26 protein-coding genes are annotated in these 22,524 nt (G+C 62.6%); 12 read left to right on the plus strand and 14 right to left on the minus strand.

What is annotated here, in order from left to right; translation table 11 throughout:
* Positions 1-43 precede the first annotated feature (43 nt).
* The 3 genes from K288_RS0110995 to K288_RS0111005 all read left to right on the plus strand — a co-directional run bounded on the left by K288_RS0110995 (position 44) and on the right by K288_RS0111005 (position 3,463).
* Positions 44-913, plus strand: a complete 870-nt coding sequence (locus tag K288_RS0110995) for an SDR family oxidoreductase (RefSeq protein WP_043159619.1) — start codon at positions 44-46, stop codon at positions 911-913.
* A 299-nt stretch (positions 914-1,212) separates the two neighbouring features.
* Positions 1,213-2,619 carry an MFS transporter gene (locus K288_RS0111000; RefSeq protein ID WP_084799550.1) on the plus strand — a complete coding sequence of 469 codons (1,407 nt, stop codon included), beginning with the start codon at positions 1,213-1,215 and terminating at the stop codon, positions 2,617-2,619.
* 88 nt (positions 2,620-2,707) lie between these two features.
* Positions 2,708-3,463 (plus strand): GntR family transcriptional regulator, encoded by a 756-nt coding sequence (locus K288_RS0111005; RefSeq protein WP_027579603.1) that lies wholly within the window; start codon positions 2,708-2,710, stop codon positions 3,461-3,463.
* Between the two features lie 36 nt (positions 3,464-3,499).
* Here the strand turns inward: K288_RS0111005 and K288_RS0111010 are convergent, their stop codons facing one another.
* Together K288_RS0111010 and K288_RS0111015 are read right to left on the minus strand one after the other, a co-directional pair.
* Positions 3,500-4,609 (minus strand): Zn-dependent alcohol dehydrogenase, encoded by a 1,110-nt coding sequence (locus tag K288_RS0111010; RefSeq protein WP_027579604.1) that lies wholly within the window; start codon positions 4,607-4,609, stop codon positions 3,500-3,502.
* A 26-nt stretch (positions 4,610-4,635) separates the two neighbouring features.
* A complete protein-coding gene (locus K288_RS0111015; RefSeq protein WP_027579605.1) occupies positions 4,636-4,959 on the minus strand; it encodes a DUF6166 domain-containing protein in 324 nt (107 codons plus the stop codon).
* Positions 4,960-5,157: 198 nt separating this feature from the next.
* On the opposite strand from K288_RS0111015, the gene K288_RS0111020 reads away from it, so the two are divergent.
* The 3 genes from K288_RS0111020 to K288_RS54060 are packed head-to-tail and all read left to right on the plus strand — an operon-like array spanning position 5,158 to position 6,530.
* Positions 5,158-5,949 carry a sterol desaturase family protein gene (locus K288_RS0111020; RefSeq protein WP_027579606.1) on the plus strand — a complete coding sequence of 264 codons (792 nt, stop codon included), beginning with the start codon at positions 5,158-5,160 and terminating at the stop codon, positions 5,947-5,949.
* A gap of 5 nt (positions 5,950-5,954) precedes the next feature.
* Complete coding sequence (locus K288_RS0111025; protein ID WP_027579607.1) at positions 5,955-6,347, plus strand: hypothetical protein; 393 nt, start codon at positions 5,955-5,957, stop codon at positions 6,345-6,347.
* 12 nt (positions 6,348-6,359) lie between these two features.
* Positions 6,360-6,530, plus strand: a complete 171-nt coding sequence (locus K288_RS54060) for a hypothetical protein (protein ID WP_201449660.1) — start codon at positions 6,360-6,362, stop codon at positions 6,528-6,530.
* 84 nt (positions 6,531-6,614) lie between these two features.
* On the opposite strand, the gene K288_RS0111035 is transcribed toward K288_RS54060, so the two are convergent.
* Positions 6,615-7,280: a DUF429 domain-containing protein gene (locus K288_RS0111035; protein WP_027579608.1), complete on the minus strand. Its 666-nt coding sequence runs from the start codon at positions 7,278-7,280 to the stop codon at positions 6,615-6,617.
* Between the two features lie 129 nt (positions 7,281-7,409).
* Here K288_RS0111035 and K288_RS0111040 point away from each other — a divergent pair, with 129 nt between their 5' ends.
* The gene (locus K288_RS0111040; protein WP_043159622.1) at positions 7,410-8,297 is read left to right on the plus strand and encodes a LysR family transcriptional regulator; all 888 of its coding nucleotides are present in this window, start codon (positions 7,410-7,412) and stop codon (positions 8,295-8,297) included.
* A gap of 133 nt (positions 8,298-8,430) precedes the next feature.
* Complete coding sequence (locus tag K288_RS45210) at positions 8,431-9,870, plus strand: FAD-binding protein (protein WP_043159624.1); 1,440 nt, start codon at positions 8,431-8,433, stop codon at positions 9,868-9,870.
* Between the two features lie 19 nt (positions 9,871-9,889).
* Here K288_RS45210 and K288_RS0111050 read toward each other — a convergent pair whose 3' ends face one another.
* Positions 9,890-10,846: a LysR family transcriptional regulator gene (locus tag K288_RS0111050; protein ID WP_027579610.1), complete on the minus strand. Its 957-nt coding sequence runs from the start codon at positions 10,844-10,846 to the stop codon at positions 9,890-9,892.
* Between the two features lie 93 nt (positions 10,847-10,939).
* On the opposite strand from K288_RS0111050, the gene K288_RS0111055 reads away from it, so the two are divergent.
* Positions 10,940-11,773 carry an NAD(P)H-dependent oxidoreductase gene (locus K288_RS0111055; RefSeq protein ID WP_027579611.1) on the plus strand — a complete coding sequence of 278 codons (834 nt, stop codon included), beginning with the start codon at positions 10,940-10,942 and terminating at the stop codon, positions 11,771-11,773.
* 23 nt (positions 11,774-11,796) lie between these two features.
* Here the strand turns inward: K288_RS0111055 and K288_RS0111060 are convergent, their stop codons facing one another.
* The 3 genes from K288_RS0111060 to K288_RS0111070 all read right to left on the minus strand — a co-directional run bounded on the left by K288_RS0111060 (position 11,797) and on the right by K288_RS0111070 (position 13,643).
* Positions 11,797-12,324: an MOSC domain-containing protein gene (locus K288_RS0111060; RefSeq protein WP_027579612.1), complete on the minus strand. Its 528-nt coding sequence runs from the start codon at positions 12,322-12,324 to the stop codon at positions 11,797-11,799.
* A gap of 167 nt (positions 12,325-12,491) precedes the next feature.
* A complete protein-coding gene (locus K288_RS0111065; RefSeq protein WP_027579613.1) occupies positions 12,492-12,842 on the minus strand; it encodes a Lin0512 family protein in 351 nt (116 codons plus the stop codon).
* Positions 12,843-12,974: 132 nt separating this feature from the next.
* Positions 12,975-13,643, minus strand: coding sequence for an isoprenylcysteine carboxylmethyltransferase family protein (locus K288_RS0111070; protein WP_027579614.1), 669 nt, complete (start codon positions 13,641-13,643; stop codon positions 12,975-12,977).
* A gap of 121 nt (positions 13,644-13,764) precedes the next feature.
* On the opposite strand from K288_RS0111070, the gene K288_RS45215 reads away from it, so the two are divergent.
* Complete coding sequence (locus K288_RS45215; RefSeq protein ID WP_244443121.1) at positions 13,765-14,226, plus strand: hypothetical protein; 462 nt, start codon at positions 13,765-13,767, stop codon at positions 14,224-14,226.
* Between the two features lie 28 nt (positions 14,227-14,254).
* On the opposite strand, the gene K288_RS0111080 is transcribed toward K288_RS45215, so the two are convergent.
* The 7 genes from K288_RS0111080 to K288_RS45230 all read right to left on the minus strand — a co-directional run bounded on the left by K288_RS0111080 (position 14,255) and on the right by K288_RS45230 (position 20,071).
* Positions 14,255-15,475, minus strand: coding sequence for an MFS transporter (locus K288_RS0111080; protein WP_027579615.1), 1,221 nt, complete (start codon positions 15,473-15,475; stop codon positions 14,255-14,257).
* A gap of 174 nt (positions 15,476-15,649) precedes the next feature.
* Positions 15,650-16,306, minus strand: coding sequence for a carboxymuconolactone decarboxylase family protein (locus tag K288_RS0111085; protein WP_244443126.1), 657 nt, complete (start codon positions 16,304-16,306; stop codon positions 15,650-15,652).
* Between the two features lie 20 nt (positions 16,307-16,326).
* A complete protein-coding gene (locus tag K288_RS0111090; protein WP_027579617.1) occupies positions 16,327-17,475 on the minus strand; it encodes an alpha/beta fold hydrolase in 1,149 nt (382 codons plus the stop codon).
* A 45-nt stretch (positions 17,476-17,520) separates the two neighbouring features.
* Complete coding sequence (locus tag K288_RS45220) at positions 17,521-18,138, minus strand: hypothetical protein (protein WP_051334472.1); 618 nt, start codon at positions 18,136-18,138, stop codon at positions 17,521-17,523.
* A 70-nt stretch (positions 18,139-18,208) separates the two neighbouring features.
* Positions 18,209-18,646 carry a MarR family winged helix-turn-helix transcriptional regulator gene (locus K288_RS45225; protein WP_051334473.1) on the minus strand — a complete coding sequence of 146 codons (438 nt, stop codon included), beginning with the start codon at positions 18,644-18,646 and terminating at the stop codon, positions 18,209-18,211.
* A gap of 80 nt (positions 18,647-18,726) precedes the next feature.
* Positions 18,727-19,095, minus strand: coding sequence for a YciI family protein (locus tag K288_RS0111105; RefSeq protein WP_027579618.1), 369 nt, complete (start codon positions 19,093-19,095; stop codon positions 18,727-18,729).
* A gap of 112 nt (positions 19,096-19,207) precedes the next feature.
* Positions 19,208-20,071: an AraC family transcriptional regulator gene (locus K288_RS45230; protein ID WP_160168959.1), complete on the minus strand. Its 864-nt coding sequence runs from the start codon at positions 20,069-20,071 to the stop codon at positions 19,208-19,210.
* A gap of 231 nt (positions 20,072-20,302) precedes the next feature.
* Here K288_RS45230 and K288_RS0111115 point away from each other — a divergent pair, with 231 nt between their 5' ends.
* Both K288_RS0111115 and K288_RS45235 read left to right on the plus strand, forming a co-directional pair.
* Positions 20,303-21,280 carry an aldo/keto reductase gene (locus K288_RS0111115; protein WP_244443122.1) on the plus strand — a complete coding sequence of 326 codons (978 nt, stop codon included), beginning with the start codon at positions 20,303-20,305 and terminating at the stop codon, positions 21,278-21,280.
* A gap of 868 nt (positions 21,281-22,148) precedes the next feature.
* Positions 22,149-22,463, plus strand: a complete 315-nt coding sequence (locus tag K288_RS45235; RefSeq protein WP_043159631.1) for a helix-turn-helix transcriptional regulator — start codon at positions 22,149-22,151, stop codon at positions 22,461-22,463.
* The last annotated feature ends 61 nt before the right edge of the window (positions 22,464-22,524 follow it).

Consider the following 22,524-nt stretch of genomic DNA (forward strand, 5'->3'; position numbering starts at 1 on the left):
CTCTGGTGTACGGTTGGGCTTGGCGCGACGAGAGTCCAGACAGGTGGATGAGAAACAAGCGTCTGTAGCAGCCGGTCTGAGCGACGAAGAACTCGCGCGGCATCCGACTGTGTTTGCGGTGGATGCGCTACAGCACCAGGTCGTGGTGATCTCGGGCGGCGCCGGCGGCATCGGGCGCGCGATCGCCTTTCTGTTCGCGCGGCTCGGCGCGCATGTCGCTCTCGTCGGCCGCAACAGGGAAAGGCTCGACGCGCTCGCCACGCAACTGGCCGAGCGAAACCTGAAAGCATCCGCGCATGTCGCCGATATAAGGGAGCCGGACGCGGTCGCCGGACTGTTCGATGCGGTATGGGCCACCCATGGTCGCGTCGACTGTCTCATCAACAGCGCCGGCGGGCAGTTTCCGCAAGCCGCGATCGATTTCTCGATCAAGGGCTGGAACGCCGTCATCAATACCAACCTCAACGGCACCTGGTACATGATGCAGGCCGCCGCGCAGCGCTGGCGCGAGCGGAAAGTGCCCGGCAGCATCGTCAACATCGTGGTCGTGACCACGCACGGGCTTTACGGCATCGCACACACGATCGCCGCACGCTCCGGCGTGATCGGCCTTTCGCGTGCGGTCGCCGTCGAATGGGCGCCGCTGGACATCCGTGTCAATTGCATCGCTCCGGGCGCGATCGAGACCGAGGGCTGGAATGTCTACAGCGAACAGGCCCGCGCCGCCTATCCGCGCTCCAACCCGATGATGCGCGCCGGCTCGCCCTGGGACATCGCGGAAGCCTGCGCCTATCTCGCCGCCCCCTCCGGCAAGTTCATCACCGGCGAGACGCTGACGGTCGACGGCGGCGGCCAACTCTGGGGCGAGACCTGGACCACGGAAAAGCCGGCGTATTTTCGCGGCGAGGAGTAAGTAGCGAGTTTAAGCGGCGGCCTCCTCAGGCTGAGGGGAACGATCCGAGCGCGCCGCTCTCTCCATCGTCATTGCGAGCGCAACGCAGCAATCCATCTCTCCTCACGCGCGGAAGCAATCGATTGCTTCGCAGAGCCTGTTATCGGCGGCGCTCCGCGCCGACCCGTTGGCTCGCAATGACGGGTGACGCTTCATCAAGCCCTTCAAACCCGCGAAATACCCCGTTGCACGTCATACGGATATCAATAATATGTCAGGCATATACAAAAAGCATAAAATGCATTTCGGGGAGGACGAACATGAGTAGCTTGACGACGGGCGGCTCCATCGGTCTGGCGCGACCGCTCTCTGACGAGGCGACATCGACCGCACAGACATCCGCGATTGCTGCCCGCCTCGAGCGGCTGCCTCTCACTTCCTACCAGCGCGGGATCTTTGCCATCATCGCGACCGCCTGGTTCTTCGACAGCATGGACCTCGGCGCGCTCACCTTCGTGCTGGGCCCGATCAAGCAAAGCTTCGGCCTGTCGACCGCGGAAGCCGGCCTGCTCTCGAGCATGAGCTTCCTCGGCATGTTCATTGGCGCGGCATCGGCGGGCATGCTGGCCGATCGGTTCGGCCGCACGCGTGTGTTTCAGGTCAGCATGATCTTCTGGGGCCTGGGCAGCATACTGTGCGGGCTTGCGCCTTCGGTGGAGGCGCTGGCCGCCGCACGCGTCCTGCTCGGCTTCGGCATGGGCATGGAGTTCCCCGTTGCGCAATCGATGGTCTCCGAGATCATTCCCGCGAAGCAACGCGGCCGATACATCGCGCTGCTCGAAGGGTTTTGGCCGCTCGGCTTCATCGCATCGGGCCTATTGTGCTACGCTGTACTCTCGTTTGCCGACTGGCGGTGGGTGTTCATCCTGCAGGGCATTCCGGCGATCTTCGTCCTGATCGTGCGCCGCTACGTGCCGGAATCGCCGCGCTGGCTTGCCGCCCATGGCGATGCCGCCGGCGCCGACCGGGTGATGTCGGAGATCGAGGCCAAGGTCACGCAGCGGCTCAACGGCGCCGCGCTGCCGGCACCTCAGCCGCAATTCGTCGAAGTGCAGAGGACGCGCGGCCTCTCCACGCTGTTCGCGCCCGGCTACGCACGCCGAACGGTGATGCTGTGGAGCCTCTGGTTCTTCGCCCTGCTCGGCTTCTATGGCCTGACGACATGGCTCGGCGCGCTGTTGCAAGCCAAAGGTTTCCCAGTGACCAAGTCGGTCTTCTACACGATCCTGATCTCACTGGCTGGCATTCCGGGCTTCCTCACTGCAGCATGGCTGATCGAAAGACTGGGACGAAAGCCCACGCTGGTCGGCGCACTGCTCGGCGCAGCCATCGCCTGCTATTTCTACGGTGGAGCAACCAGCCAGACCCAACTGATCGTCGCAGGTCTCTGCATGCAGTTCTGCGCCTTCGGGATGTGGTCGGCACTCTACGCCTACACGCCGGAGCTCTATCCCACGCATGTGCGCGCGACAGGCACCGGCTTTGCGTCGGCGGTGGGGCGCATCGGCTCCCTCATTGGGCCCTCGCTGATCGGCTTCATCCTGCCGGTTACGGGACAGGCCGGTGTATTCGCGCTCGGTGCCGGCGCTTTTGTTCTAGCAGCTCTTGTCGTACTCACGCTGGGCGAGGAAACCAGAGGTCGAACGCTCGAAAGCATCTCGCATTGACCGAGCATGTTGCGGCTCCGAGGCCCAATTGACCCTCCTCGTCACGCGTGAAATATCGTCGTGACGAGCAGAGGGAGAATCACGGCAGATGGCCGCGGACAGGCGAACCGGGCGAGCCCGCACCAGCAAGATTGCCAGGTCCCGGAAGAGCGAGCCGGGCTTGCGCGATGTGCCGCGTGGCGTCGACGTCGAACGCGACGAGCGCGATCAGGAGACCTTGACCGACCGCGCCTATCGGCAGCTCGAGGAACTGATCGTCACCCTCGCCTTGCCGCCCGAAACCATTTTGTCGGAACAATCGCTGGCGGCGAAACTCGGCATCGGTCGTACCCCGATCCGGGAGGCGTTGCAGCGGCTCGCCCGCGACGGCCTGGTCGTCATCCTGCCGCGACGGGGCATCCTGGTGTCGCAGATCAACCTTAAGACCCAGATGCGCCTGCTCGAAGTGCGCCGCGAGCTCGAGCGATTGATGGCCCGCGGCGCCGCAGAGCGCGCGACGCCGGAGGAAATCGCTCAATTCGTGACCATCGCCAGGGACATGCGCCGCGCCTCCGATGAAGCCGACGACATGACCTTCATGCGGCTCGATCGTGCCTTCAATGAGCTGGTCAGCCAGTCAGCGCGAAACGAGTTCGCTTCGCGCGCGATGGGCCTGATGCACGGCCTGTCGCGCCGCTTCTGGTACCAGCACTATCGGGAAGTCGGCGACCTGCCGCTCTCGGCGCGCCTGCATGCCGACGTCGCCGAGCGGATCGCCGCGCGCGATCCGGACGAAGCAGCGAAAGCGTCCGACCGCCTGCTCGACTACATCGAAAGCTTCACCCGCAAGACCATCGAGACGTGATCCAGAGCGTTTTCGAGCGAAGTGGGTCCCGATTCGCTAGAACATCACGACGCTGCGGATTGCCGCGCCGCGCCGCAGCGCCTCGAAACCCTCGTTGACTTGTTCGAGCGAGATCCGCGCGGTGATCAACTGATCCAGCTTCAGCCGGCCGTCGAGCGCGGCCTGCGCCAGCAGCGGGAAGTCGCGCAGCGGTCGGGCGCCGCCATAGCTGGAGCGCCGGATGCGCTTTTCCTGCATCAAGGAACCCCACCGGAATGCGACGTCCTGCGCGACATCGATCTTGCCGAGCCAGATGACCTCGCCGCCCGGCCGCACCGCCTCGCTCGTCATCCGAAACGCACGTGCGCTGCCGGCCGACTCCAGAACGACGTCGACGCCGCGACCGCCGGTCAATTGACGCGAGAGATCGATCACGTCTTCTTTGGCGGCGTTGATCGCGTGCGTCGCCCCGAGCCGCTTGGCCAGATCGAGCTTGTTGTCGTCGAGATCGACGGCGATGACGATTCCGGCGCCGGCCATGCGCACGCCCTGCACGGCTGCGAGACCCACCGCGCCGCATCCGATCACCATCGCGCTGTCGCCGTAGTGGATCGACGCGACGTTGAGCGCGGCGCCAACGCCGGTCATGACGCCACAACCGATCAGGCAGGCTTGATCGAAGGCAAGCTCCTTCGGCACCACGATCGCCTGTTGCGCCGGCACGATGCAGTATTCAGCGAGCGCGCCAAGATACATCAGATGCTTGAGCTCGCGCCCGTCGCCTAGCCGAGCGCGGCTGCGTCCATCGAATTGCACCGCGAGCGGCGCCTGCCCGAGATAGGACTCGCAGAGGATCGGCAGGTCGCGATCGCAATAGAAGCAATGCCCACAGTGCGGATTCCAGGAGAGGACGACGTGGTCGCCGACGGCGACGCCACGCGCGTTCGCCCCGACCTGCTCGACGATGCCGGAGGCTTCATGACCGAGCAGGATCGGCATCGGATTGCGCAGGCCGCCTTCGATCACCTCCAGATCTGTATGGCAAAGCCCCACCGCCTTGATGCGGACGAGCACGTCCTCGGCCACGAGTTCGCCCGCCTCGACGGTCTCGATGACGAGCGGCGACTTCGGCGCGTGCAGGACCGCCGCCTTGTATTTGAGCCCCACTTCCAGATCTCCCGTCCCGCCCTGTTTCAGGATGCCGCCCGAACAGCACCCCCGTCCTTTCGCAACGCCGCGAGCGCCGCGTCGATATCGGCGGAACTCATTTCCCACTCATTCCCGAAATTGGCAACCACCGCCTTCATGAACGGCTCCACCAGCGCCTTTGCCGCGGCGGCATCGTTCAAGTGCTCGGCAAGGATCGCCAGCGACAATTGTCGCGGCTCTTCGCCCTCATAGCTCCATTCAAAGCCGTTCGCGGTGTAGCGGTGCAGATCAAGCCTCTGATCGAGCGGCCGGCCATCCACCGTGACCACCACTCCGTCGATGGTGCGGTCTCCGCAAAACCTTTTCATGCGTGGTTCCTCCCCGACAGCTTAGAGTTTGAGCATGATCTCCGCGCGAACGCTTCGCGTTTTTCGCGAGGGAAAACCAGTTTCCACTTTTCCGGATCATGCTCAAGGCGTTACTCGCCGCCTTGCTCAATTGATAGATTAGTGATATATCACGCACAAAATCGAATGTCATCTTAGTTCGACATCGGGAGGTCGGCCATGGAACTCGCATCAACCGCGATGTCGGATCGGCAGCGCCGCTACCGCGAAACCTACCGCGAGCGGGTCGCCGGCTGGTACAATGGCTGGCTGCACGTCTTCATCATCTACGCGATCGGCTTCACCGCGCTCTACATCTATCTCGCCAATGTTCGCGACCTGCGCGCGTGGGAATTGCTCATCGTCCCCGTGACTTTTCTGGGTGCGAATTTCTTCGAGTGGTGGATCCACCGCTACGTGATGCACCGCCCCTCGCAGATCAAGGCGTTCCGCGCGATCTACAATCGCCACACCTTGATGCATCACCAGTTCTTCACCGATCAGGAGATGCGTTTCGCCGATCATCATGACTGGCGCGTGACCTTCTTTCCCCCTTACGCGCTGGCGACTTTTACGTTGATGTCGATCCCGCTCGCGATCGTGGCCGGCACCATCATCTCGGCCAATGTCGGATGGCTCCTGATCGCTACGACGACGTCGATGTACCTGATCTACGAGTTCATGCATTTCTGCTGCCACGTCGAGGAGAACTGGTTTGTCCGCAGCGTGCCGATGGTGAACACGATCCGCCGTCACCACACCGCCCATCACGATCAATCGATCATGATGGAGCGGAACATGAACCTCACCTTCCCGATCATGGACTGGCTGTTCGGCACGTCTGATCTCGACCGCGGGCTGCTCGGCCATCTCTTCAACGGCTACGAGACGCGCTTCGTTAAGCGCAACATGCGCAAGACCTCGCGCACCCCGCGGATCGATCCGGCCGTCAGCTCCGTGCCGGCGGAGTAATCGCGATGGCCGGCATCGAGCCGAACGGCCTCGCGCTGGTGCTGTTCGCGGCAGCCTTCGCAGCCTGCTGCCTCAGCTTCTTCACGCTGGTCGGCATGTTTCCATCGAGCGCCAGGCCGCAATCGATCGCGGGCGCGGCCGGCGCGCTGCTCGTGTTCGCCAATCTCGCGCTACTGGTGATCCTGCTCGCGGGCGTGGCCTCGTTTGCGCACCAGACGCTGCGCTGGACCTCCTTCGTGGTGTTCGGCGGCCTGATCTTCCTGTTCGTTCCCGCGGTGTTCCAGGTCATCCCGAGCGCATGGCGCGACAGCCGCGGCGGGCTTGCCGTCCTCGGCCTTGTCCAGATCGCAGCGCTCGCGCTGATGCTCTCCCCGCTGCAGGGATTTACCGCGTCATAGAGGAGTTTGCCGATGCCCGTCCCGATCAAGACAGCTCTGTCGATCATCGTGCTGCTGGTCGCCTGCGCGGCCTATTTCTACCAGGACTCGATCGGGCAGCACGGTCCGAAGATCGCGATCCTGGTGCTCGCTCCGTTTATGGTGGTCGCGATGTGGATATTCCCGGAAGTGACGCGGAAGTGAGCGCGGCGGCGCTTGCCGCTTCTAGATTCTTCTTTTGACGCGTTTTCTTCACGCGAACCGGTATCCACTTCGCTCGAAAACGCTCTAATAGTTGATCTCCATCCGCAAGCCGCGAACGTCGACCTCCTCGCCGCCAAGACGCGCATTGCTGTCCCGGGCGGCCACCGCGCAGGCACAGGCGTCGATCAGATCGTCGCGTCCGATCCCGGTGCCGTAACGTTGCGCCAACCAGCGTGATAGTTTGACAAAGCCCCGCTCGGCCAAGAGTTTCAGACGCTGCTCGCGGCCTCGTTCCGACTTCTTGCCTTCCAGTCGGATCTGCTTGCCGAGATTCCGGAAGATCAGTTCCGGATGCGCCTCGCCGATGGTCGCCTGACGCTCCGGCGTGATGAAATCGTCGACCTCCCTGATCTTGTCCCTGATGTTCCAGAGCTGGCAGGACACGCCCATGCCCGGGCCTTCGTAGCGCCAATAGTACCGGTTCGCCGAAGCCTGATCCGCAAACTCCCAAAGATTGCGCCGCGCGCCGAGAAACACGGAAGCGCCGACCAATTCGCGGGCACGCAGGTCGCAGGTCCGGTGCCCCTTCATCGTCAGGCCGATCGGCATATCGATCATGGCGCGCTTGTGCGCAGCCGCGAGCAGCCGATCCAGGCGCGGCGAATAGTCGAAGCCGTGGTCGCCCTGATCGTCGATCCAGGCCACCACCCAGCCGCCGCGAAACCCATCGAGACCGAGATAGCAGGACACGTCCGCTCCTTGTTTCGTTCAGGTTACACCATTGGCCGCTCCTTGCTCGAACGCCGTGACGGACCTTGCGATTGTCCATCGACACCAGCACTATCCTCTCGCATTTCGGGAAAATGCGGAGGCGGTTCGATGGAAGAAATCGAAGCCTTTCTAGCGATCATTGAGACCGGCAGCCAGACGGCCGCGGCGCGTCGACTCGGCCGATCGGTGCAGGCCGTCAATCGCTCGCTGCTGGCGCTGGAACATAAAGTCGGCGTCGAACTCGTCAGGCGCACGACGCGAAAATCCTTCGCCACAGAAGCGGGCCTTGCGTTCTATCGGCGCGTCAAGCCGGCCTTCTCCGAGATCAGCGAAGCGCGCCTGGAAGCGGCGAGCCGGCGGGCCGAGCCATCGGGACTGCTCCGCGTCACCGCGCCGGTCCTGTTCGGATCAACCTTTGTCGCGCCCGCGCTTGCAGACTTCATCGCGCGCAATCCGCGCATCAAGGCCGACTTGCAGGGCTCCGACCGCCAGATCGACCTGGTCGGCGCCGGTTTTGATCTTGCGATCAGGATAAGAGACCTGCCGGACTCCTCGCTGAAGGCACGACGTCTCGGCGAGCTTCGCACGGTGGTTTATGCCGCCCCTGGCTATCTCGATCGCCACGGCCGTCCCGGCCATCCGGATGGCCTCGTCCGCCACCAATGCATCCTGCACGGCACGAGCGAAGGCGAGACGGCAACGTGGCGGTTCCACGTGCGCGGCCGCATCAGGAATGTGCGCGTGAGCGGCTGCTTCCGCACCGACAATGTCGCCGCGGCGCATGCCGCCGCCTGCCATGGCCTTGGCATCGGATACGGTCCGTTCTGGCAGATTGCCGAACAGTTCGATCGCGGCGCGCTGGAGGTCCTGCTCGAGGAGTTCGAGGCTCCGCGGATTCCGATCCAGGCGGTGTTTCCACCGAGCGGCATGGCACCGGCGAAGACGCGGCTGTTCGTCGAACTGCTCGCCGAGCGACTGAAGCGCGAGCGCCTCTGATCTGATTTTCTCGATTTTCGGAAAAGTCTATTCCATCAGGCGCTGATTGTTTCTCGCGCCCAGCGAACTCAACTTACAGCCAACTCGGCGCGAACTCCGCGCTCGCCAGGCTTTTCAAATCGAGGAGCACGTCATGTCCACCGACAGACGCACGCTGCTGCGTGCCGGTTTTGGCCTCACCGCGGCATTCGCTTCCGGCAGTCACGTGACTGCATCGGCCCATGCAAGCGACGGACCGCAATTCAAGGGCGGGCTCAGTTACGACGAGGCCGTTCGCGCCGCCGCCGCAGACGATTTCGGCCGGATCATTCACAAAGAGCCGCGCGCGGTCCTGAAGCCAGCCGAGAGCGATGACATCGCGACCTTGATGCGATGGGCCGCCGAGCGTGGATGGAAGGTCGCAGCGCGCGGCCAGGGCCATTCGACCTACGGACGTTCGCTGACCGACGGGATCGTCGTCGACATGCGCGAGCTCAATCGCATCGGCGAAATCGAGACAGACCGCGTCGTGGTCGAAGCCGGGGCGACATGGCAGAGCGTGCTCGACGCGGCGCTGGCGCGCGGACTGACGGCGCCGGTGCTGACCAATTATCTCGGCCTGTCCGTCGGCGGCACGATCGCGATCGGCGGCATCGGCGGAGCGTCGTCGCGACATGGCATGCAGGCCGATAACGTGCTCGAATTGAGCGTCGTCACCGGCGACGGCCGCGAGCTGACCTGCTCGGCGACCGAAAATCCCGATCTGTTCGATGCCGTCAGAGCCGGGCTCGGCCAATGCGGCATCATCACCCGCGTCAGCCTGCGCCTGGTGCGCGCGCCCGAGCGGGTCCGCCGCTATCAGCTCTTTTATCGCGATCTGGCTTCGCTGACCGCCGACCAGCGGCGCATGTTGGCGACGGGGCGTTTCGACCAATTGCAGGGCGCGATCCTGCCTGATGGCAGCGGCGGCTGGCGCTACCAGCTCGATGGCGCGATCTTCTACAATCGCGACGCCGCGCCCGATGAAAGCACGGCGCTTGCGGACCTCGCCGATGACCGCGGCAAGGCTGTTATCACCGACCTCGCCTATCGTGATGACGCGCTCGTCTTCGCCAAGTTCGAGAGCTTGCTGCGGTCGAAGGGGCAGTGGTCCATTCCGCAGCCCTGGCTGTTCACCTTCCTGCGCGGCAGCAACGCCGAACAGGTGGCGCGCGAGATCATCGGCGAACTGGGCGACGCGGATGTCGGACCATTCGGGCGGATCACCTATTACCCGATGCTGACCGATGCGTTTCGCGCGCCGCTGCTGCGGTTGCCAGATGAGAATGTCGTATTTCCGTTCAACGTGGTCCGCATCCCCTCCGATACCGACGCGACGCAGATCGCGCGGATGGTCGCGGCGAACCGCGCGCTCTACGATCGCATTCGCAAAGCGGGCGGCGTCCTCTATCCCGTCAGCGCCTTTCCGATGTCATCAGACGATTGGCGCGAGCATTTCGGCCCGAAATGGTCGCTGCTGCGCGACGCCAGACAGCGCTACGATCCGCACAACCTGCTGACGCCCGGCTACAATTTGTTCCCGGGCCAGGCGTGATCAGCGCAGAGCCACGGCATCAGCGTTTCTGCGCAGGTCGTTTGCCAACACGTGAGCGCGGCGATTCAATTCCCGGGATCGAGCCGATCTCCCTGGCGAGAAAATCGATCAGGAGCCGGACGCGGGCGATGCCCGCGCGTTCCGGCACGATCAGCATGTTCAGCGGAACAGGCGACGGCGTATAGCGAGGCAGGATCGCCGTCAGCCGACCGGCTTTCAGGAGATCGTCCACCAGCCATCGATGCGCGGGCGCAATCCCGCGGCCCGCGACCATTGCCTCACGCGCGGCAAGGCCGTGGTCGACGCGAAGTCGTCCGCCGAACGGCACCGCATGATGCTCACCGCGCGGCCCTTTCAGGTCCAGCATGTCGCTGCCTGCGATGTTCGACATCCGAATGCCCTCGTGCTGCGCGAGGTCCTGCGGGACCGACGGCGTCCCGCACGAAGTGAGATAAGCGGGTGCCGCGACCAGGAGTCGCCGGGATTGGCCGAGCGGGCGGAGCTTCATCGAGCTGTCAGTCAGCGGCCCCAGCCGCAGCGCGATGTCGACTCCTTCGCGCACGAGATCGACGCGCTCGTCCGTAAGGCTGAGGTCGATCGCGATATCGCGATAGCGATCCTGAAACGCGAAGATCAATCGGCTGATATGCAAGACGCCGATCGCCGCCGTGCAGGAAATCCGGATCGTGCCCGCCGGCTGGCCGCGTGTGCCGCGGGCCTCGTCGCCGGCCTGTTCCACCAAACGCAGGATCTGGACGCAGTTGGCGTAGTAGCGACCGCCCTCGTCCGTCATGGTGACGCGCCGCGTGGTCCGCGACAGCAAAGGCACGCCGACGGCGTCCTCGAGCTCGCGCAGGTGACGCGTGATGGTGGATTGGCCGACGCCGAGTTCGCGCGCCACTGCCGACAGGCTGCCGCGCTCGGCAACGCGGACGAAGCTGCGCATCCGCTCCAGCGTGACGTCCGATCTATCCATTATTCGGCATAATCTTATGCATTGCCGACATGTAGTGGATCAGCACGACATCGTCTAGCTGAGGGACAGTTTTCCGCAAGGGATCATCGACCGATGAACGTGCTGCTTGTTTTCGCCCATCCCGAACCGCGCTCGCTCAACGGCGCGCTACGCGATGTCGCCGTCGCCGAGCTGAAGACCCAGGGCCATCATGTGCGAGTCTCGGACCTCTATGCGCAGGGTTGGAAGTCGCAGATCGATCGAGCCGACTTCCCCGCGTCGGCGAGCGACGCGCGCCTCAAGCCCGCTGCGGCTTCCGGCGAAGCCTTCGCCGCGGGCACGCTGACCGACGACGTCAAGGCCGAGCAGGAGAAGCTGTTATGGGCCGACATTCTGATCCTGCAGTTTCCGCTCTGGTGGTACACGATGCCCGCGATCCTGAAAGGCTGGGTCGACCGGGTCTACGCTTATGGTTTCGCTTACGGCGTCGGCGAGCACAGCGACAGGCATTGGGGCGACCGCTTCGGCGAAGGGACGCTTGCCGGCAAGCGCGCGATGCTGATCGTGACCACCGGCGGCTGGCAGGAGCACTATGCGCCGCGCGGCATCAACGGACCGATCGACGACCTCCTGTTCCCGATCAATCACGGCATCCTCTATTACCCGGGGTACGACGTGCTGCCACCGTTCGTGGCCTACCGTGTCGACCGTCTCGACGAGAACGGCTTCGATCTCATCGCCGATCGCCTGCGCGAGCGGATGCGAACACTAGCGACCACGCCGCCAATTCCGTATCGACCGCAGAACGGCGGCGACTATCTGATCCCGAGCCTGCAGCTTCGGCCCGAGCTAGTTGAACCTGATACCAGGGGATTTGCGCTTCATGTGGACGGCGCCGCGGCGCGCGCCCGCGACAACGTCGGTATGCGTCGGTTCCGAGAGGCCTGACGCCGCCCTGAGCGGGCCCTCGGTCACACCACTTCGAGCGGCACGAACGGCCCATCCGGCAATCGCACGACGATGACATCGTCCGGCCGCACGGCGCCGCCTTCAACGACGATACCCATGACGCCGCCCTTGCGAACCAGTTTGCCATCGACGCGCGTGATGATCTCGCGCAGCATTCCCGGCTGAAATGTATCGATCTGCACGCAACAGCTGCGCAAGCCCGTGATCTCGACGATCGCGTCGCGCCCGATGTGCAGGCGCGTGCCCACGGGCAGCGCCATCAGGTCGATCCCTCGCGTAGAGATGTTCTCGCCGAGGTCGCCGGGCCGCACGACGAAACCCTTGCGGGTCAGATCGTCGATGAGCTCTGCCTGGATGAGATGAACCTGCCGCAGGTTCGGCCGCGTCGGATCACGTTCCGCATCGAAGCGGTGCTTGACCAGCGGTCCACAATGCGCGTCGCCGTCGATGCCGAGCCCCTTGCGCAGCACGACGACGTCTTGCGGATGTTTGGTGAAGCTGTGCGTGCCGCTGAGGAAAACACCGAGCACGAAAGGCGGCGAGTTTCGGTCAAACCAAGCATGGCACAAACTCCATTGTGCTGATATGCGTTGGTTGACGTTAACGCCTACGCGGCAAGCTCGACGAGCAAACCGTCTGCTCTTTGTTTTTCACACCGATAACAGACTGGCAAGCCTAACTATGAGGCACGGGATGCCTAGCCCGGCTTGTCGTCGTCGAAGCTGACGATCACGGCGGCATTGGCGATGAGGATGGCATCGCTGCCCTGCTCGGCCGGAATCTCGAGCCCGCCCTTGACCGCGGTGACGGTCACCGTGCCGTAAGGCAGTTCCTTCGCGACAGCAGCAGTGTCGACCGCATCCGGATTCGGCACGCCGATGGTGACATCGACGAACATGTCGTTGGCGGTCTTGCCGAGCATGCGGAAGAAGCCAAGGCTCGAATGACGGATGGCGTCCGAGACCGCGCGCCTTGCCGCCTTGGTGGCATCCTTGCCGTGAACATCGACGCCCATGCCCATCTCGGTGATACAGCGAACGCGTGCCATTCAATTTCCTGTCTTGTCTTTGAGTGGGAGGAGGCCCTAAGGCGCGCCCTCCACTCGATTACCCCTGTGAGCATAGCTATCCACCTCACGCTGGCAAGGGCGGGGTCGCGCAAGCCGGCGTCCCGATCTTCGCTACCAGACCGAGGGGATGAACCGATAGCGCACGCGCGCGGCATACTCGTCGTATCCCTTCAGCTCCGCCCTCAGTGCGCCCTCCTCGTGCAGCGTCCGCCATGCGATGCCGAGAATGAACACCACCGACATCGCAAGACCGATCCAGGACCCGAGCAACAGCGGCAGGCCGACGATAAGGAGCAAGGCGCTCGTATACATCGGGTGCCGCACGATAGCGTACGGCCCAGTATCGATCACCCGCTGATCCTCCTGGATCTTCACCACCGGCGCGGCAAAGGTATTTTCCCGGAAGGTCCACCACACGCCGAGCAGATAGAGCACGGTGAGGACGCCGCCGACCACCTGCAGCCAGACCGGCACCGCGGTGAATCCCGTGCGCGCGGCATCCCATGACATGAAGATCATCCAGGCGCAGAACAGCACGATGAAGAGCGTCAGCCAGATCCGGTCCCACGGCTTTTGATCGCGCTGCACCGGTGAACCCATGCGCTCGCGCAACAGGCGCGGATTGCGCTTGGCGAGCCACAGGGTGATTGCAAGGCCGCCGATCCCGAATAGGGCGAGGAACGCCCAGCCTCCGGGATAAGCCAGTGTGCCGGCCGGCCACAGGATCATGGCGGCCATGATCGCGGTCCAGACCACGAGCTGAAGCGTGACTTTCACCATGACATGCTCCCGGCACCGGTCCGGGCTTGAGTCTGAAGCGTAGCGGCCATGGCAACTCTCCGCTCTGTCGCCCCATATTGGACAAATCCACAATATCCAGTATATTCGGGAAATGCCGAATATGTCAAACAAAGGTCCGACCGGCGCCGAACGGCGCTTCATCGAAGATGTGGCGCGGCTGCTGGTGCCCTGGGGCGTTCCGCAGGCGGCCGCCCGCCTCTACGGCTACCTGCTGCTGTTCCCGGAGCCGGTCAGCCTCGACCGCATGGCGGCCGATCTCGAGATGAGCAAGAGCACCGCCAGCGTCGCCGCCCGGCTGTTGGAGAAATACACGCTGGCGCGCCGCCACGGCCAACGCGGCAGCAAACGCGTGCTCTATGAAGTGTCCGACAATTACGAGGGCATGCTGACCGAGCAGAACCGCCTGCTCGATGCGCTCGCCGAACTTTTGAAGCAGGGCGCGGGCATCGCTGCCCGCGGAAAGACACGCAGTCGCATGGAGGAGATGGCCGAGTTCCACATGACGATCCGCCGGTCGATGGAAGCGGCGCTGAAACGCTGGCGCGCAAGGAAGACGCGGTAGGTCAGCGCAGCACCCATCGATCTCCTCCTCAGGCCGGCACAGGCGCCGGCTGAGGCTTGGCGCTCGGAAACGGCCTGAACGTCAGCGCGATCAGGAAGGCGCCAAGTCCAACGGCCCAGGAGCCGATGTAAAGCCAGGCGTAACTGGCGAAGGTGTCGTAGATCAAACCTCCGGCCACCGGCCCCGTTGCCATGCCCAGGCTGCCTGCCATCGCCGTTCCACCGATCACCGTGCCCATCATCCCTAGCGGAAAATTCTCTCGCGCAAGCACGGCGTAGAGCGGCATGGTGCCGGCATAGATGAAGCCGAACACCGCCGCGACGGCGTAGAACGCGCTGAGCTCGCGCACGAAGGCATAGGCGAGCGCACCGAATGCCTGGGCAAACAGCCCCGAGACCAGCACGCGCTTGGCGCCAAAGCGGTCGCCGAGCAGGCCGAACGCGATCCGGCCGCCCATCCCCGCCAGACCCTCCACGCTGTAGATCGTGACGGCGGCGATCATCGGTATCCCGCAGCTGATCGCATAGCTCACCGTATGGATGATCGGCCCCGAATGCGTGGCGCAGCAGAAGAAATTCGTCGCGAGCAGAACGATGAACTGCGGCGAGCGTAGCGCTTGCGCCAGCGACATCCCCGGTTGCTGCTGGCCCACGCCGGAAGCCGGGGCGTGTTCGCGTTCGAGCGCCGGCGGGCGGCGCACCAGCAACGATAGGGGAATCATGATGCAGGCGACAACGACGGCCAAAATCTGAAGCGAGGTCCTCCAGTCATGGATCGAGACGAGCCAGGCCGCGAGCGGCGACATCGTCATGGGCGCCATCCCCATTCCCGCCGAAACCAGCGACACGGCAAGACTGCGATGGGTATCGAACCATCCGGTGACGCAGGCCATCATTGGCGCGAAAATAGCGGCGGCCGCGCCGCCCACCATCAGGCCGAAGATGAATTGAAACGCGACCAGCGATGAGGCGAGGCTGGCCAGCGCCAGGCTTGCCGCGAGCACGATCGACCCAGTCAGCACCACCGGCAGCGGCCCGAGCCGATCGGACAAGGTTCCCCAGATCATGCTCGTGAACGCCATCGCGAGAAAGCCAATGGTCATGGCGCTGGACACGCCAGTGACGGACCAGCCCGTATCCCGCGAGATCGGCAGGAGAAAAACCGGCAGCGAGAACATCCCGCCGATCGCAACGCAGCCCAGAAGCCCGCCGGCTCCGACAATCACCCAGCGATAGTGAGCATCCTTCATTCCCTGTCTCCACTGCAGCTATCCCTGGCTCCAAGACGAATGCGAGGCGCCAAAGACGACATGCGGAGGTTCGTTCCAGCTCACTTTTTTGCGAACGGCGCCGCATCCGTGGCTGGCCAGGAAAACAGCGGTGGAAGGCAGCGGTTCATTGCCCGCCCTGCGGACCAGCTTCCGTCATTCGGCAGCCTCCCGAGGGGTGACGCCCTGCTCGACGTCCAACTGCAGGATGTCGTTGAAGCGGTTGAACGCGCCGCACAGGGCGATGCGCCAGGTCAGTTCGACGATCTGAGCCTCGGAGAAATGCTGGCGAAGGCGGCTGAAGATCTCATCACGGGTCTTGTTCCAGTTGTTGGTGACCGCGATGGAATATTCGACGACCAGTTTGTCGACTGCATCCAGTTCGGGATGATCCTTGTAGTCGAGCAGGCGTTCGGCCCCCTCTTCCGAGACACCCTGGATCGCCAGCTTCGGCGCGTGATGCGACACGCAATAGTCGCACTTGTTCAACAGCGAGACCGTGACCAGCGCCAGCTCAAGATGGCGCTTCGATAACACCGCCTCGTCTGCCAGATCGACCAGCAGCGACCACGTATGCTTGAAGATCGGCGGCCGCTGCGCCATCACGCCGGCCTGATGCTCGAACGCCCCATAAGTGGTCATCTTATCCCAGAGCGGCTTCAGCTCTGCCGGCAGATCGTCTCTGGTCTTGATGGACACGCGCGACATGGATTCACCTTGAATCGGATGTTGAGAGGGGCGCAACGGGATGCAAGCAATCCTGCTACCACGGCGGCTGGCGCCGCTGGACGAGGATAGCAGCCCCGCCGCCACGTCAGTCAAGGCCCACGGGATTATTCGTCAAGCCATTGCATGAACTCGTCGACATGCTTCGCCCAGAGTTCTGGACGCGTCATCGTGTAGTGGCCGGGCGACGTCGGAGTTCCCGGCTGAACGACGTACCGGCCCAGCTTGAGCTTCGGCACGAGGCGTTGCAGAACCTTCAGCGTGTCAGGATTGAACTCGTCGTCGGCAAAATTGAGTGCGAAGAGCTTGGTCTTGATTTTGGAAAGCTCGGGCTCGGGGTTGTAGGTGAATGACGATTTGAGCGAGTAAAGGATATCATTCGGGTCGGTGTGCTCGGCCTGGAAGCGAGTGTTCGCGAGGAATTTGTCCGCCGCGGCACCATCAGGGATTTGTTGCTGAAGCGCCGGAGCGCTGTCGATCATCATTCGAAGCACCCGGAACCCGTAAGTCCAGCCGCGCGGAGGCTGCGTGTAGTCACCGTTGTTCCACTCCGGGTCGGAACGGATTTCATCGATCACCATGCGCCGCCACAGCAGGTTGCGCCCCGAGACTGTGATCGGCAGCGAGACCACGGGCATCACACCGTCCATCATGTCGGGATAGGCTTCGGCCCATTGCCACGCATTCATGCCGCCCATGGACATGCCGAGGATGGCGTGGAGATGCTTGATGCCCAGGGTCTCGGTGACGAGCCTGTGCTGGAGATCGACGATGTCGCCATAGTCGTAATTGGGAAATTTCGCCTTCAGGCCATCGCTCGGCTTGCTGGATTGGCCGTGGCCCACATTATCGGGAAAGATCAGGTAGTAACGGCTCGCATCGAGCGGGCGTCCTGGATCGAACAGCGCCTTGGTGTAGGTCGGGCTGACAAGGGCGCGGCTGTCCGCGCCGGTCCAGTGCAGGACGAGGACGGCATTGTCGATGTCGCCCTGGGCGTTGCGATGCGGCGTGCCGAGCGTCGCATAGTGGATCTTCAGCCGTTCCAGGGTCTCCCCATCCCGGAACTTGTAGTTGTCGAACCAGGCATCGGCCTGAACGGCCGCCTTGTTCACCTGCAGGTCCCACGCTGAAGCCGACCCGTTGGCAGCGGCGGCAGATGGCGAACTGGATTGGGCAAATCCGGTGCCTGCAAGCATTGTTCCGGGCAGCAGGCCGAGGAGGACGCCAGCTACAGCACGAGCACGTCGAGACTTCATGATGATTTCCTTGCACTGGTGGGAATGGCGAGTCTGCCGTCTCTGCTATGCGTTGGCGCGCTCGACGTGCTTGATCCCTACGCCACGACGAAGCAGGTCGAACGCCATGATGTGGCTCGCACCCGAAATGCCGACGCCATAAAGCGGGATCAGCGCCATCGGCAGCGTCTCGATGCCAGACATGCGCGGGTCGTTGAGGAGGAAGAGCGTCAGCCCCGTACCGACTGCCACGACAAAATCGGCGAACCCAAAGATGTGGAAGACGAGGTACCGGTTCCGACTTTCGGGCAGCAGCGTAACGCCAAGGGCCAGAAGACCCGCGACGAGGTCGCCCCATGCGGCGTTCCGAACAAAGATTTCCGGGAGGAGGTTGTACGCACCGTACCAGAAGAAGACCAATGCAGCCGCGATGCGCCAGATATGAAATGCCGTGAGCGGCCGCAGCCCGACGGCTTCGATGTACGCACGGAAGCCGTCGGATATCGCGTAGACGACAACGGGCACCACAATGCCCAAGGCAATGATGGGAGCGAGCACCAGCGGGTAGATGGCACGATAGACGCCTGCCTCGGCGGCGACGACGACGGCCAATCCCCAGATAGCCAGGACAGTCAGCAGGACGTGCGTTCCGTGGCGCTTTTGGTCCTCAATTTCGCGAGCCATGAGATATCTCCATTTTAGGTGTAGTAACACGTTTCTGAGCACCGAAGAGCGCCACGCTTTTTCTCGCTTCTCAGCCTGACAGCAAATCCAGAGCGGGTCTGAGTTCGTCCCAACGATTGGGGCCGATGCGACGATTGCTCTCCCGTTGCGCCGTTCGCCAGAGCGGCACCGCTTCCTTGAGAAGTGTCCGCCCTTTGGCTGTCAGCGTCAGACTGCGGATACGTCGATCTCCCGCGTCTGGCTGAATCGCAACGAGCGCAAAGGTTTCCAGGGGCCTCAAGTTGCGCGTGAGCGTCGTGCGGTCCATGCCGAGCAGATCGGCCATATCGCTGATCGGCATCGGCTTGTCGCGCTTCAACGCGGACAGGATCGTGAACTGTCCGGACGTCACGCCGATAGGCTTCAACGCCGCGTCGTACCGGCGCGATGTGGCGCGGGCCGCCCTGTTCAGACCAAGACACACGCAGGCCTCGTAAAAATCCGACGCTGTAAGATCGTCCTCTTTCATCTGTGACTCTTATAATAAGAGTTACTCACGCGCAAATCACGCTTATGGCAACAGCGTAAAGCTATCCACCCTGGGCTCCCTCATCGCAAATCAGCCATCTCGTACAGCGGCCGGATTTCGATCTCGCTCGGTCCCGGCATGGGATTGGGGCAGCGCTTTACCCAGGCGACCGCTTCGTCCATGTCCTTGACGTCCCAGAGCCAGAAGCCGGCGACCAGTTCACGGGTCTCGGCGAAAGGCCCGTCGATGACCGTGCGGCCGGGACCATCGAATGCAATGCGCTTGCCCTGCGAAGACGGTTTGAGGCCATCGGCGGCGCGCAAGATGCCGGCCTTGCGCAGCTCATCATTGAACCTGCCCATCGCCTCGAGCATCTCAGTCGTCTCAGGCGTGCGGAAAAAGCCCTTCTCGCTGTCTTCGGTAGCCTTCACGAGCACCATCACACGCATCGTCTGTCTCCTTGCTTTGGGCGGCCTTATCGGCTTGGCATCGGAACGACGAACGGGATTTTCGGAGGCCGACATCGTCCTGCGAATTTTTTGACGGTGAACTGCAGCCCGCTCAGGCGGCCCGCCCGAGTTTTAGCCCTTTGATGTCGCGCATTGGTGGCTCACCAAAGAGACGGCGGTACTCGCGATTGAACTGACTGACACTTTCATAGCCCACACGAATGGCCGCAGTTGCGGCATCCACCCCCTCGGACAGCAGCAGGCGGCGCGCTTCGTGAAGCCGGAGATGTTTCTGGTATTGAATCGGGCTCATCGTCGTGAGCTGTTGGAAGTGACGGTGAAGCGTTGAAATGCCCATGCCCGCTTGGTCGGAGAGCTGCTCGATCCGCAGCTTCTCGGTGTAGTGATCTCGCAACCACGCGATCGCCTTGGCGATACGATGGCTGGGCGAGCCGAGCCGGACAATCTGCCGGAGCCGCTCGCCATTCGGTCCCGCGGCTATCCTGTAGAGGATCTCGCGCTGGATCAGACCACTGAGCACGGGAATGTCCCGGGGAGACTCCACCAGCCGAACGAGACGGACCACCGCGTCAAGAAGCGGCTCGGTCAACTCGTCGATCGCCATGCAGGCGTCTTCGTGAGGAGTTTCGATATGATTGAGCTCGATCTCAGCGATAACTTGTCGCGCGATTTCGAGATTCAGATCGACCTGAAGGCCGATATAGGGATCGTCCGGCGCCGCTGCTTCGATAGTTATGATCGTTGGCATCTCGATGGCGGTCAGCAGAATGCGGTTGGCAGGATGCACAAACGTTCTTCCGCCGAGGTCGATCCGCTTTGCGCCTCGTACACACACGCACAGGCTTGGCCCATACAGATAGCTTGTCGGTGGCAGCGGGCTTGTGATCCACGACAGGCTCAGACCCGGTACCGAAGTTCTGACAATGGACCCCCGCCCTGTCGCAGCTTCGATCATACCCACGAGTTCCGCGCAGGCGGAGCGTCGCACCAAGTCTCCAGGGAGAGATTCAGATATCATAGGACCCCGATATTTCATCGCCCGTTTTAGCTAGGTCTCCGGCGGCAAGCATTCAAGAAACCCAACCGAGAGATTATCAGGCAATCATTTGGCAGGATTTGGCTCTCCTGCATCGTCGCATTCGCGATAGCGTTTTCGGTGAATCAACCAGACAACGGGACGCGGATGATGAGCGTGAAATTGCCGACGACAACGCTAGGTGAGCACGGTCCGGTGGTGGGCTCCCAAGGCTTCGGCTGCATGGCGATGGCCACCGGCTATTATGGCGAGACCGACGAGGCGGCAGCGCGCGCAACGCTCGATCGGGCGCTGGACCTGGGCGTGACGCTGTTCGATACGGCCGACGTGTACGGCGGGGGCGCGAACGAGGAGTTCATTGCCCCATTCGTCCAGGCGAACCGCGACAGGATCGTGATCGCAACGAAGTTTGGCCTTGTCCATCGCGACGGCAAGACCTGGATCGACAATCGGCCGGAATATATCCGCCAGTCGCTCGAGGGTTCGCTCCGCCGATTGGGAGTCGACACGATCGACCTCTACTACATGCACCGGCGCACGCCTGATGTGCCGATGGCGGACTCCGTCGGAACGATGGCCGACCTCGTGCGCGAGGGGAAGATTCGCTATCTCGGCCTCTCGGAAGTCTCCGCCGCGGAGCTACGTGAAGCTCACGCCATCCATCCGATCACGGCGCTGCAGACTGAATGGTCGTTGTTCTCGCGCGAGGTGGAAGCCGAGATCGTTCCTGCCGCCGCCGAACACGGCATCGCACTCGTTCCCTACTCTCCTCTCGGCCGGGGCCAATTGAGCGGCGCCACTCAGGGAGTCCAGCTCCAGGCGTCGGACGTGCGCCAGCACATGGCGCGCTTCAGCGAGGAGAATCGCGCTGCGAACGATGCGCTGATCGCCGGCATCTCGAACCTGGCCTCTCGGCACGACTCCACGCCGGCACAGGTGGCGCTGGCCTGGCTGCACCATCAGGCAGCCGTCCACAGTCTGACCATCGTTCCCATCCCCGGCACACGAAAGCCCTCGCGCGTCGAGGAGAATGTCGGCGGCGCAACGCTGCGATTGGCGGACGAAGATTTCGATGCTCTCGATCAGCTCGCGGACGCTGTAAGGGGCGATCGGAGCCGGACGATCTGATCTTCATTCCAGAGGGTGAATAGACTTCGGTGCAATTTGCTCGCCCAGACCGAATGGCGGATTACGCTTTGCACCTCAGCTTTTCGCGCTGCGACGGAAAGCTAGTCCACCCTGCCCTCGCTGCGGGAGAGCCGCGAGGGCGAAGTCACCTTCGAACATGATCGGCCGGTCAGCCAATTTCGGGACCCCGACGTCGACATCGTGGCGAAGGACTTGATACCCCGCTCGCGACGATCCTTCCAAGGCCGCCGCCTGAATCGAAGCGATCCGAGAAGACGTCAGAAAGCTAGGAGAGATTTGAACTCTCTGGCGCCCGATTCGGCGCTTGACGTCAAGTGTAAAAGCTGATTTTGTGAATAAAGTTCGCTGACAGCGAATTTAGTTTGGCGAATGGACGCGAATCAGAGATGGATGGAACCACGCTTGGGTGACATTCATGCCTCCCAAACCGAGCGCGGAAGCGCTCCTGGGGTTTGCAAGAGCCCTCCACTGACCGGCCCACGAGGCGCATGTGAGTGCGTCGCGCGGCCCCCGGCCATAGGCGCGCATCGATAAGGCTCGATGCGCGCCTGGGAAGCTTAGAGGTCCTTTCGTTCGAGATGCTCTTTGTTCAAAGGCACCGGGGCAATTCCGCTCCGGGGAACGGAGAGAAGATCAATGGTAGTTACCGGCGATCCACCAAGCGACGAACGAAAGCGTTCTGATTTCTGGAGACGAGTGCGCAGCTTAGGCCGCAACCTTGTCAATAGACAGACGTTCATTCTAGCAACTCGCATTATCATGTTGATCGTGCGGTTAGCTGAACTAGTGAGCAGGCTGCGCAGCGACCACTAAGCTAGTTTTCCCAATTCTCGAGAGGTTTAGAGCCATGTACGACCGGGCGCTGAAACTAATCCGGCAGTATCATCGTCTGTCGCAAGCGGAGCTTGCTGACTCGCTCAATCTTTCGCGTTCGTTTGTTTCCGAGCTCGAAAAATCAGGAGGAAAAAAACCCAGCATTGATGTGCTCGAACGTTACGCCAGCCACTTTAAGATCCCCGTTTCCTCACTTCTATTATTTGCGGAGCGTTCTGGATCGTCGGATTTGCGTGAGCGGTCGCGAACCTATGCTGCTGACAAAGTCTTGAAGATGCTGGAGTGGCTGGAAGAGACTACGAACGATGAAACAGGAACTCAACACTGAAGATGGCTAGGAAGCAGCGTAGGGACCTAAAGTTATCGGATTGCTGGCTTTACGCTGTTGC

The organism is Bradyrhizobium sp. Ai1a-2 (assembly GCF_000426245.1).
Taxonomy (GTDB): Bacteria; Pseudomonadota; Alphaproteobacteria; order Rhizobiales; family Xanthobacteraceae; genus Bradyrhizobium.